Below are 10,711 nucleotides of genomic sequence, written 5' to 3'. Positions count from 1 at the left end.
TTTTGGCCTGGGGAGGGCTGACGTCGCTGACCTTGCCGGACTGGCAAGCCAGTCCGCTGTCATCCAGACTGGCGGCCGCCTTCGCCTTCCCCTTTGCCTGCGTCACCGGCGTTCTGGCCTATCTCGGCATCGCGCTGCGTTTCCTGCGCGCGCCCGACCGCGTGCTCGACCAATTGTCGCATCATGCTTATGGCATTTATCTCGTGCACTATGTGATCGTACTCTGGCTGCAATATGCGCTGGTCGACCTTATGCTGAACGCACCGGCCAAGATGATGATCGTGTTTTCGAGTGCGATGATGCTGAGCTGGGCGACAAGTGCAGGCTTTGGGATGGTGATGGAGGCGGCAGGCCGCAAGCCGGTCCGCGCGCCTACGCAACGCTCTCGGGCAGTTGCGCAGGAGGCCGCCGTTGCCGTCATCATAGGGGATGAGGACAGATAGTGCGGCGAATTTGCTCGAGCTCTCTTGATTCCAAAGTTCGCATCAGAGGTCGCAAGCGATGAAGCGCGACCTTCGGAATCGGAGCTCCAGATGAGCCTCGTCTTGACGCTTGCGTGGCGCAATCTTTTCCATGACCGGCTGCGTTTTGTCGCGACGCTCGTCGGCATCGTGTTCTCGGTCGTGCTGGTGATGGTCCAGATGGGCCTTTTCTTCGGCTTCGGACAGATGGTCACCACGATGATCGACCACGGCAACGCCGACCTCTGGGTGGTGCCGAAGGGCGCGAAATGTTTCGAGGACCCTTCGGTTCTCGATATCAAGCTGCGCGACAAGATCACGTCGGTGGATGGCGTTGCTTCCGTCACGCCACTGGTGATCGGCTTTTCGGACTGGCGCGCCGAATCCGGCGAGGTCACGCCGGTGTTCATCGTCGGGGCCGACGTGAAAGCGGATGCGCTATTGCCCTGGAACGTGGTCGAGGGCGATGCCCGCGAGCTCTCGAAGTGGAGCACGGTCGCGGTGGACCGCAGCTATTTCGACCGGCTCGGAATCAAGGGCTTGAATGCATCAGCCGAAATCCGCGGGCACAAGGTCAAGGTGGTGGCGCTGACCGACGGCATCCGCTCCTTCACCACCACGCCCTACGTGTTCGTCGATCAGAAGGATGCGCGGTTCTATACCGGTACGCTGCCAAGCCGCGCCAGCGATCTGATGGTTCGCCTCAAGCCGGACGCGGATCGCAGCAAGGCGATCCAGGCGATCCGTGACCGCATCGGCGACGCCGAGGTGCTGACCTCGGACGAATTCCGAAAGCGCAGCCGCTCGTTCTGGCTGTTCGGCACCGGGGCCGGTGCGGCGCTGTTTGCCGGCGCATTGCTCGGGGCGATCGTCGGCACCGTGATCGTGGCGCAGACGCTCTATGCCTCGACCAAGGATCACCTGGCCGAGTTTGCCACGCTGCGCGCCATGGGCTCGTCCAACAACTACATCTATGGCGTTATCATCTATCAGGCGCTGCTCAATGCGGTGATCGGCTTCATCATTGCCGCCGGCATCGGCCTTGCCGTGGTCAGGTTGACCGAGAAGAGTGCGCTTCCGATCGTGATCACGCCATGGCTGATGTCGGCGCTTCTGGTGCTGACAATCATCATGTGCATCGCCTCCGGACTGATCGCCATCGTCCGTGTCGTGCGTATCGATCCTGCCTCGGTGTTCATGCGATGAATGACGTTCTGATCGAAGCCAGGGACGTCAAGAAGACGCTGGGCAAGGGCGCTGGTCAGGTGCAGGCGTTGCGCGGCATCGATCTTGACTTGCGCAAGGGCGAACTGACGCTGCTGATGGGGCCGTCCGGCAGCGGCAAGACCACGCTGCTGTTGATCCTCGGCTGCATGCTGACGCCGAGCTCGGGCACGGTGACGGTCTGTGGTACGCCGACCGCCGATTCCGACAAGGAAGCGCTTGCCAGAATCCGGCGCGACCATATCGGCTTCGTGTTCCAGTCCTATCATCTGTTTCCGACCCTGAACGCCCGGCAGAATGTCCAGCTTGCGCTCGACATTCGCGGTCACCATGGCCGGGAGGCCGCGCGAAAGGCGCGCGAGGCGCTCGCCCTGGTCGGGCTCGAGCAGAAGGCTAAATCGCGGCCTGAGCATTTGAGCGGCGGTGAGCAGCAGAGGGTGGCGATCGCGCGAGCCTTCGTCGCCAATCCCTCCGTCATTCTCGCCGACGAGCCGACCTCGGCGCTCGACAGCGACAACGGCCGCACCATCATGCAGATCCTCGCCGACGCCGCGCACCAGCGCGACCGCGCGGTTCTGGTGGTGACGCACGATCCCCGCATCGTTCCGTTCGCCGATCGCATCATCAAGATCGAGGACGGTCTTCTGGTCGAACAGAAGTCTGAAGATCCCGGTCCGCTGCGGCTGCCGAAGGCGGCGGCCTGGCCGTGAAGCCGACCCGGCTTGCGATCATTCGCGGAAGCTCGGCGCTTGACTGCTCAATCGGGTCCGCGTCGATTTTTGCCGAAGCTATTTAGAAGAGCGATTGACGTCGCGGTCGCGAGTGCGATCGCTACTTGCCGCGCCGCGAATTTGATAGCGTGAAAAGCCGAGATCATAGCGTGCAACATAGCCGATGCCCGCCGTGGCATACGCTGCAACGCAGACAGAGGTAACGATTGTCACGAGTCGCGAACTGAATTGGATTTTTTGCGAAGCGCGGCGATCAAATGGCTGCGACGCAGCTTGCCTATTTCCCGAGTTGCACGAAGCGCAGTTCGCCCTTGACCAGGTCGGGCACCACCACCATCAGGCCCTTGTCATTCGGGAAGGCGCAGAAGTCGGCCGGCCCCTTGAAATCGGTCGCCAGCTTTTTCACGCCCGTGGTCTTGTTCCACTGGAATAGCGACCCGGTCATCCAGTCGGTTGCGAGCACATCGCCATCGCTCGTCATGTAGAGCCCGTCGAGCATGCCGATATTGTCGGACAATAGCTCGGGGTCCTTGTTGGGTGCCATCGAATAGATGCCGCGCGGCTCATCCTTGCCTTTGAAGCCGACCATCAGCAGGGTGCCGCTCTTGCCGGGATAGACCCCGTTTGGAAAGATCGATTTGTCCTTGAACAGCACCGTGATCTTGGGCGCGGCAAACCTTTCCATGAAGTCGGCGGGCTCGACGCGCACCAGTTGATCGGAGCGGTTGTCGCTGACAAAAAGCGCTTCACCGATCACCGCGACATCGTTGGCGAAAACGATGCCCGGCAGATCGAGCTTTCGGCCTTTCCGGGTCTTGAGATCGAATTCCCAAACCGAATCGATGTCGGTGACCCACAGCCGGCCGTCCTTGATCCAGATGCCCTTCGGCTTGTTGAGGGTCTGGCCCTTGGCGGGCAGGAAGCCGTCCTCGATGATCTTTCCATCGAGCGAGACCTTGGTGATCTTGCCCTTGCCGTCCTTGTCGCCGGGCTTGAGGTCGGGGCCGAAGTCGGAGGTGTAGAGCACCTTGGCCTTGGGATCGTAGGCCACCGATTCGACATGGCCGAAGCCCGTGGTGGTCTGCTCCGAGAGTACCTTGAATTCTTTCGCGCAAACCGGCGCTGCGATCATGGCGTGAAAACCGACCAGGCAAATCGACCAGGTCAGGCTGATTGAAAATCTCTGCATGTGGCTCCCCCTGCTGCCGGCCAGCATAGTGGAGGGATGCCGCAAATGCCATGTCTGACACATGCCGTGTCCGACATGAGCCAAGAGCCGTAGCCGGGCCTCGCCCTTTGCTTTCGCGAGGCGGAGGCGTTCGCCGCCGCGGTCTCGTCACCAGCCGCTTGGTCCGCCGTATTGCAGCCCGTACACGGGCGCGACCGGTTTTGCATAGGGACTGGTATCGACCCGATCGTCCCTCGGGTCATAGCAATAGCGCGGCACGATCGTGTAGTCGGGAGGCCCGCATGATCCGCGCGGGGTGTAGATCCATACTCGCCTGGTTTTGGCGTCCGCTGCGCTGTCGACGGTGCAGAGCGCGAGAACGCCGAGCGCCAGGGCCATGGTGATGATCTTCATCGCGTCGGTCTCCTTTGGAAACGTCTTCGCAAAGGCGCGGCGGTGACGCCGCACCCTCGGTCTTCAATCGGCGCGCGCCAACGCGGCCGCGAACAGGCGTTGGACGGGCCTGGCGCTAACGCCTGTGTTCAGCGAGGTGACGGTGGCGATACCTCGCGTAGCGATGGCGCGCCGCCCATCGCGGGGCGTAAGCGCGATTGGTTCGAAAATCGAGGTCCTCGCCGACCGTCGTGACCGGCCCGCGGTTGATCACCGCGCCGTTGCCGGCGGTGGCGGAACTGCCGATCGGGGCGGGCTGGGCGAATGCGAGGCAGGTTGTCAAGGTGAATGCGCTCGCTAAGCCAATCGTTTTAAGCTTCATGCCTGATGTCCTTCTGTTGCAGGAAAGAACAAACATCGGCGCGGTTGGTTGCAATTTGCGATCAACCGCCGCCGCCTGGGCCCTCAACGCGGCCGGAAAAGGCCCGGCCTGCCCTCAGGCCGATGGCGAGCCGTGCAGGTAGCGGCCGTCGAACTGCACAAGCTCCTGGAGCTTGTCCTCGTCGAGAATGGTCACCGTGCCGCGCTGGAATTCGAGCACGCCGTCGACCCGGAGCTGGCGAATGATGCGGTTGGTGTGAACGCTGGTCACGCCCATCGCCTCGCCCAGTTGCTCCTGGGTCAGGGGCATCGCGAACGTGTTGTCCACGACATAGCCGATCAGTCGAAGCCGCTCGCGAAGCTCGACGATCAGGTGTGCCAGGCGGTTGTGGGCCGCGCGCTGTCCGACATTGACGATCCATTCGCGGAAGACGGCGGCGTCCACCAGCGTGTCGCGCCAGAAGATATTGCCGATCGTCGGCTGGCTGCGGATCAGATCCTTCAGCGCCGTATGGGCGATGATCGCCAGCGTACAATCCGAAAGCGCAACCAGATCGTGATCCATGGTCGCGAGATGGAGGCTTTGCAGGTCGGGCAGATCGCCGGGAATATGAATCGAGAGAATCTGCCGCCGCCCGTCGGCGATGGTCTTGGAACGAACGCAAAATCCGTCGACGACCAGGCTGCATTCGCTCGGGCGGTCGCCATCGCGCAGGATCGGCTGGTTCAAGCGGTAGTGACGAAGCGTAAGGGGCAGCGCCTTGAGGGCGGTGAGGTCTTCGGGTCTGGCGCCGGCGGTTGTTTGAAGGCGCAGGAAAAGCGGCGCCATGATTGTGTCGCTGGTCACTTCAAGGGTCCCCCGCGCGATTGCGCGCGCGGGTGCCAGAAAGCACAACCGAAATGCGGTGTTCCTAACAAAGGTTAAGCGCTGGGCCGCGCTCACACATTTTGCCGTGCGAGAGTCCCGCGTCTGCTCTGCCGTAACACAACAAATGTTAGGTCGGCGCGATTTCGGCAGGATCGGAACGAAATTAAAGCAGGTTAATTGCATCCCAAGTGGACAACCTATGCAGCGCATCGGTTTCCGATGCACAACCCAGCTTCCAGCATGTCACGCTATTTCTTTCGCATTTCGAACGGCAGGCCCCACGAAGATAACGTTGGAGAAGAACTTCGCGATGAGCATCAGGCTTGGCTGTCGGCCAAGCGGCTGGCGCGCGATATCGAGGACACGCTCGAGCCGAACGGCAAATGGATGGTCGAGGTCAGGGATGCGGATGGCCCGCTTTATTTGATCAGCATCGCCGCGCAAAAGTTGCGCTGAGGTTCCACGGGTTTGCCGGCTGGCTGTCGAGGCCGGTCAGCGATCTGGCGGATAGAACCGCGATCTCAGCGATGTTGCGCCCGCGCCAGCGTCTCGGAGGGCAGTTCGCCGAAGAACGATTCGTAAGCCCTTGAGAACTGCCCCATATGCCAGAAGCCCTCGGCGGCTGCGGCGGCCTTGACCGTAAGCCCTGTGTGTCCGGTCGCAAGCTGCTTGCGCACGGCCCACATGCGCTTGAGACGCAGATATCGATGCAGGCTCATCCCGTGAACCATTTGCATCGCAGTTTGGAGAGTTCGCACGGAGACGCCGAAGGCTCGAGCCAATTCGTCGCTGTAGGTCGGTCCGCTGCCGCTCAGGTCGAGGTGCTCGTCCAGCTCCTCGATGATCTTGCGGTATTTGCCGTATGCTCCCGGACGGGTCAGCAGCGCGGAAGTCGTGATCAGAGCTTCGTCGAGAGCAGCAATGAATGTTTCCCGAATCGGGCGGCTGAGTGCCTCGAATTGTCGAATTCCGTCGCCGGCTATCGAGGCCGCGCAAAATGTTTCCAGGATGATCGCACGCAGGCGCTGCATGCCCTCATCGTTCAAATGGACGTATTGCAGCGCTGCGTCATCGTTCGGCCAACCGCGATGGCGCATGTCGGAATGGAAGCGAAGCATAAGATAAGTGTTCGGATGCTGCTCAATCACCCTGGCCGGGGTCTTGCCTCGCAGCAAGACGATTGTCGAATTATCGATGTTCGTGCCGTTGATGTTGCACTCGGATGCAATCGGAACCAGCAGGCCCGCTCCCTGGCCGGGCCCCAAGTTTACCTCGTGGCGCCGAGCGAAGGAGCGCTGCAGGACGAAGATGCCGTCCTGAAGCGACAGAATGGCGCGCGAGAGCGAAAATCCGGTTTGCCGTAGTGGGGTCGACGTGCCGCCGCCGAGCACGTCGTAGGCACGATAGCTGTCGGGATCTCTAAAGTGCTCGGTGCTCAAGATTGGCGATGGCGTCAGCCAACGCGCTGTCATGGCCATTTCCTCAGACATTGACAAGGAAGTGCGGCCGCAACTGACCGGAATTTCTGCACCACGAGCGGATCTTGCGGGATCCTCACCGTTATGCCGCCGGTAAACGTCTCGGCGTTCTACATCAACGAAGGCGGGTGAACGGTCACGTTGTGCAAATACACAGCAAGAACCTCCGTAGAACTGCGGGCATTGATTCAGATCAAACCCGCCAAATTTTTATTCCAAGTCGAGTTGCCAAATTTGGATAGTCAAATTCTCCAGTTCGAAATCATTTCCATCCTACCTTTTCATAACACAGTAACGCTGCTGCTTTGCCCGAATCGGTTCGGAAAAGAAACTGAGAGGTGTCGCGACCGTTCGGGCGGTTGCATTTGAAAATCTTTCACGCGCCTAGCGCTCCTTGAGGCCACTTTCATGCGCAAGAACCTTCCCGTTACCGACGTCGAATATCCAATTACCGATGAGACGCTGATCGTTTCCCGGACCGACCTCAAGGGCAAGCTGACCTACGTCAACGGCGATTTTCTCGAGGCAGCGGGCTTCACCGAGGCCGAACTGATCGGGCAGCCTCACAACATCATTCGCCATCCCGACATGCCGCCGGAGGCGTTCGAGAATCTCTGGGATACGCTGAAGGCCGGCAAGCCCTGGGCGGGCGCGGTCAAGAACCGGCGCAAGAACGGCGACTTCTATTGGGTGTTGGCGACAGCCTCTCCGCTGCGTGAGAACGGCCAGATAACCGGCTATACCTCGATTCGTACCAAGCTCCCCGCCGATCAGCGCGCGGAGGCCGACAAGGTCTACGCGCTGCTGCGTGACAACAAGGCGCAGGACTACCGCATCAGTGGCGGAATGATTCGGCGCCGCTCCATCTTCGACCGTCTGTCCTTCTTCACCGGAACGGTGAAGGCGCGGCTGGTCACTCTGGTCTGCCTGTTGTCCGTGTTCACGCTGGTTGCGGCAATGACAGGCATCTGGGCGATGCGGCAAAGCAACAAGGGGATGGAATCCATCTACCAGGACCGCGCTTTGCCGTTGGCCCAGCTGTTCGAGATCAGCGACCGCATGCTGCAGAACACGGTCATTCAATACGAGGCAGTCGAGAAGGGGCGTACGGGCCAGCCGGTTGGCGACATTGCCGGCAAGGTTCGGGGCAATAGCGAGCGGATATCGAAGGTCTGGGCTGACTACATGGCGACCTCTCTGACGGCCGAAGAGAAGGCAACTGCCGACAGTTTTGCGGCAAAACGAGCCACCTATTTGGACGGTGCCGTGAAGCCTGCGCTCGCCCTGATTGCCGACAACAAGTTCGACGAAGCCAATCGGTCCCTGGCGGGGAAGGCCGGCGAACTCTTCGCCGCAGCCAAGCAGGATCTGGACAAGCTCGTGGCTATCCAGATCAAGGAAGCCAAGCTCGAGTACGACAACGCCGCAAGCCGCTACATTGTCACGGTCATCTTGATCTTTTGCCTGCTTGCGGTTGGTCTGCCGGCCGGCGGCTTTATCGGCATGCACATCATTCGCACGATCATGCGGCCGCTTGCCGTGCTCAACGATACCATGCTCAACATCACGCTGGGAAAACTCGACAACCGCATTGTCGTCGAGCGCGACGACGAACTGGGCGAAGCCTTGCGCAACATGCAGAATGTGCAGGCCATCGTTCGGTTCAATTCCAACGAAGTTGAGGCCGTTGAGCGGAAATCGGCGGCGCGCCGCAAGTCCGACATGGCGAGCCTGGCCGCTGAGTTCGAGGGCGCAGTCGGCAACATCATTGACACCGTCTCGTCCGCCTCGCACCAGCTCGAGAGCTCGGCGACCTCGCTATCCTCGACTGCGAACCGGTCCCAGGAACTGGCGACGACCGTGGCTGCGGCCTCTGAGGAAGCCTCGACCAACGTGCAATCGGTTGCGTCGGCGACCGAGGAACTGACCTCGTCGGTGAACGAGATCAGCAGGCAGGTACAGGAAGCCGACCGGATCGCCAGTGGAGCGGTCGAGCAGGCCCGCGTGACCGACGAACGCGTCAATGAACTGTCCAGAGCCGCCTCACGGATCGGCGACGTCGTCGAATTGATCAGCACGATTGCCGGTCAGACCAACCTGCTGGCTTTGAACGCCACCATCGAAGCCGCGCGCGCAGGCGACGCCGGCCGGGGGTTTGCCGTCGTCGCTTCCGAAGTCAAGGCGCTTGCCGAGCAGACCGCGAAAGCAACCGGAGAAATCAGCCAGCAGATTTCCAGTATTCAGGCCGCGACCGAAGAGTCGGTGACCGCAATCAAGGACATCTCCAAGACGATCGAGCGGTTGTCCGAAATCTCCTCCACCATCGCCGCTGCGGTCGAGGAGCAGGGTGCCGCAACTCAGGAGATCGCCCGCAATATTCAGCAGGCATCATCCGGTACCGCGGAGGTCAGCGCCAATATCGTCAACGTGCAGCGGGGTGCGACCGAAACCGATTCGGCATCCTCGCAGGTATTGTCTGCGGCCCAGTCACTCTCCAACGAAAGCACCAGGCTGAAAGCGGAAGTCGATAGATTCCTCGGCAACGTGCGCGCCGCGTAACCGATCGCCGCGCTCGTCCCGCCTCGATAGGAGGGACGTTTCGCGGTCGTCGCAACGTTGGGTGCAGGATGCGGTGGACGTGAACGTGCGTCGCGGTTCAGTTCTTTCGTTATGGCCGGGTCAAGCCCGGTGATGACGGGCGGATAAATGATGCAATGGACTTGCCGCCCTCACTTCTTCCCATAGGCCGACAGGAACATCCGCGTCGCGCTTGCGACCACCTCCTTGATGCGCTCGGGCGAAGGCGCCGGCGCGGCCTGAAAGATGAACGGCTGGAACAGCGAGGCCTGGCACATCTGCGTGAATTGCGTCGCCGCCAGCGGGATGTCGTCGATCACGAGATCGCCGAGGCCGACCCGCGCTTCGAGATAGGCGGTCAGCCGTCCGATCGTGACCGCGATGACGTTGTTGTAGAAGGTCCGCCCGACGTCCGGCATCCGTTCGGCGATCGCCATCACGGTGCGGATCGCCGAGCCGCCGCCCGGCCGGCACAGCAACTGGATGTAAGCTTGGCCGAACGCCATCAGCGTCGTGGTGACGTCCCGTTTCGGATCGAAGTTGAAGCTGAGCTTGCCCTGCTCGAGGGTTTCCTGCTCGACGATCGCCTCGAACAAGCGGCTCTTGTCGGCGAAGTAGACATAGAGCGTGCCCTTGGAGACGCCGGCGGCGCGCGCGATCTCGCCCATGCTGGCGCCGTCAAAGCCCAAATCCATGAAGACCTTGCGGGCGCCGTCGATGATTTGCCGGCGCTTGGAGGAATCAGCTTCACCGACCAGGTGGAGCGGAGTCGGGTTATCTGCAACCATTGGTTTAGCTTCTCAGTCGAAAGGGGGAGATCGAAACAACTCCGAAGGGTATTCCCAGTAGCTTACCGGGGGTAAGATATATATTGACCGAACCGTTCGGTCAAAATACTTTTAACGGATCCGGCTAAGGCCCCCGTCTGGCCTTTGTCAGCATTACATTTGGAAAGGGCCGGCGATGGCCGCAGCGAGAGACCAGGCCGCGCGCATTTTGCGCGAGGAGGAAGTTGCCGGGAGCGAGGCGGCGCAGAGGGCTTCTGTGGAAAAGACGTCTGCCGAGATAGCCGAATCCATCCGCGCGGAGCTTTCCGGCGATTCCGCTCGCCGTGCCCATGAGGTGACGGACCGGCCCGCGGTCGCAAAGCCCGCGGTTCGCAAGGCCATCGCAGCACCGGCGGCAGCCAAGGCCGGGGCCCGAAAGAAGGCCGTGTTCTTTGGCGCGGTGGCGCTGCTGGCGCTGGCGGCGACCGCTTACGGCGTGCACTGGTTCCTGGTCGGCCGCTTTCACGTCTCGACCGATGATGCCTATGTGCGCACCAACAACACCGTGCTCGGGGCGCGGGTGTCCGGGCACATTGCGGCGATCATGCCGCGCGATAATTCGGTGGTGCATGCCGGCGACGTCGTCTTCAAGATCGATGATGG

At 61.3% G+C, this 10,711-nt stretch carries 9 protein-coding genes and 2 pseudogenes; 6 read left to right on the top strand and 5 right to left on the bottom strand.

Annotated elements, in window-relative coordinates; translation table 11 throughout:
• The 3 genes and pseudogenes from VFL62_RS03950 to VFL62_RS03940 all read left to right on the top strand — a co-directional run.
• Positions 1-443 (top strand): annotated as a pseudogene (locus VFL62_RS03950) (hypothetical protein); the annotation flags it as partial.
• A 90-nt stretch (positions 444-533) separates the two neighbouring features.
• Positions 534-1,667: an ABC transporter permease gene (locus VFL62_RS03945; protein WP_325171073.1), complete on the top strand. Its 1,134-nt coding sequence runs from the start codon at positions 534-536 to the stop codon at positions 1,665-1,667.
• Complete coding sequence (locus tag VFL62_RS03940; RefSeq protein WP_325171072.1) at positions 1,664-2,395, top strand: ABC transporter ATP-binding protein; 732 nt, start codon at positions 1,664-1,666, stop codon at positions 2,393-2,395. Before VFL62_RS03945 ends, VFL62_RS03940 begins: the two co-directional genes overlap by 4 nt.
• Positions 2,396-2,693: 298 nt before the next feature.
• On the opposite strand, the gene VFL62_RS03935 is transcribed toward VFL62_RS03940, so the two are convergent.
• The 3 genes from VFL62_RS03935 to VFL62_RS03925 all read right to left on the bottom strand — a co-directional run bounded on the left by VFL62_RS03935 (position 2,694) and on the right by VFL62_RS03925 (position 5,205).
• Complete coding sequence (locus tag VFL62_RS03935) at positions 2,694-3,605, bottom strand: hypothetical protein (protein WP_325171071.1); 912 nt, start codon at positions 3,603-3,605, stop codon at positions 2,694-2,696.
• Positions 3,606-3,752: 147 nt separating this feature from the next.
• Positions 3,753-4,052: a hypothetical protein gene (locus VFL62_RS03930; protein WP_325171070.1), complete on the bottom strand. Its 300-nt coding sequence runs from the start codon at positions 4,050-4,052 to the stop codon at positions 3,753-3,755.
• Between the two features lie 421 nt (positions 4,053-4,473).
• A complete protein-coding gene (locus tag VFL62_RS03925; RefSeq protein WP_325171069.1) occupies positions 4,474-5,205 on the bottom strand; it encodes a Crp/Fnr family transcriptional regulator in 732 nt (243 codons plus the stop codon).
• 261 nt (positions 5,206-5,466) lie between these two features.
• Between VFL62_RS03925 and VFL62_RS03920 the strand changes: the two genes are divergently transcribed.
• Entirely contained in the window at positions 5,467-5,682 is a 216-nt protein-coding gene (locus VFL62_RS03920) for a DUF6894 family protein (protein WP_325171068.1), read from the top strand.
• 65 nt (positions 5,683-5,747) lie between these two features.
• On the opposite strand, the gene VFL62_RS03915 is transcribed toward VFL62_RS03920, so the two are convergent.
• Positions 5,748-6,704 (bottom strand): helix-turn-helix domain-containing protein, encoded by a 957-nt coding sequence (locus tag VFL62_RS03915; RefSeq protein ID WP_325171067.1) that lies wholly within the window; start codon positions 6,702-6,704, stop codon positions 5,748-5,750.
• Between the two features lie 408 nt (positions 6,705-7,112).
• On the opposite strand from VFL62_RS03915, the gene VFL62_RS03910 reads away from it, so the two are divergent.
• The gene (locus VFL62_RS03910) at positions 7,113-9,263 is read left to right on the top strand and encodes a methyl-accepting chemotaxis protein (protein ID WP_325171066.1); all 2,151 of its coding nucleotides are present in this window, start codon (positions 7,113-7,115) and stop codon (positions 9,261-9,263) included.
• 170 nt (positions 9,264-9,433) lie between these two features.
• Here the strand turns inward: VFL62_RS03910 and VFL62_RS03905 are convergent, their stop codons facing one another.
• Complete coding sequence (locus VFL62_RS03905) at positions 9,434-10,069, bottom strand: TetR/AcrR family transcriptional regulator (protein WP_325171065.1); 636 nt, start codon at positions 10,067-10,069, stop codon at positions 9,434-9,436.
• A 175-nt stretch (positions 10,070-10,244) separates the two neighbouring features.
• Between VFL62_RS03905 and VFL62_RS03900 the strand changes: the two are divergent.
• Positions 10,245-10,711: pseudogene (locus VFL62_RS03900) on the top strand (HlyD family secretion protein); the annotation flags it as partial.

The organism is Bradyrhizobium sp., assembly GCF_035701725.1.
In the GTDB taxonomy this organism is placed as follows: domain Bacteria; phylum Pseudomonadota; class Alphaproteobacteria; order Rhizobiales; family Xanthobacteraceae; genus Bradyrhizobium.
The sequence above is the reverse complement of the archived record's forward strand: the minus strand, read 5'-3'. Positions and strand labels throughout refer to the sequence as shown.

Bases quoted from the DNA above. Each gene is read 5' to 3' on its own strand.
- VFL62_RS03935 (WP_325171071.1), bottom strand. From the start codon at position 3,605: ATGCAGAGATTTTCAATCAGCCTGACCTGGTCGATTTGCCTGGTCGGT.
- VFL62_RS03920 (WP_325171068.1), top strand. From the start codon at position 5,467: ATGTCACGCTATTTCTTTCGCATTTCGAACGGCAGGCCCCACGAAGAT.
- VFL62_RS03910 (WP_325171066.1), top strand. From the start codon at position 7,113: ATGCGCAAGAACCTTCCCGTTACCGACGTCGAATATCCAATTACCGAT.
- VFL62_RS03945 (WP_325171073.1), top strand. From the start codon at position 534: ATGAGCCTCGTCTTGACGCTTGCGTGGCGCAATCTTTTCCATGACCGG.
- VFL62_RS03905 (WP_325171065.1), bottom strand. From the start codon at position 10,069: ATGGTTGCAGATAACCCGACTCCGCTCCACCTGGTCGGTGAAGCTGAT.
- VFL62_RS03915 (WP_325171067.1), bottom strand. From the start codon at position 6,704: ATGGCCATGACAGCGCGTTGGCTGACGCCATCGCCAATCTTGAGCACC.
- VFL62_RS03940 (WP_325171072.1), top strand. From the start codon at position 1,664: ATGAATGACGTTCTGATCGAAGCCAGGGACGTCAAGAAGACGCTGGGC.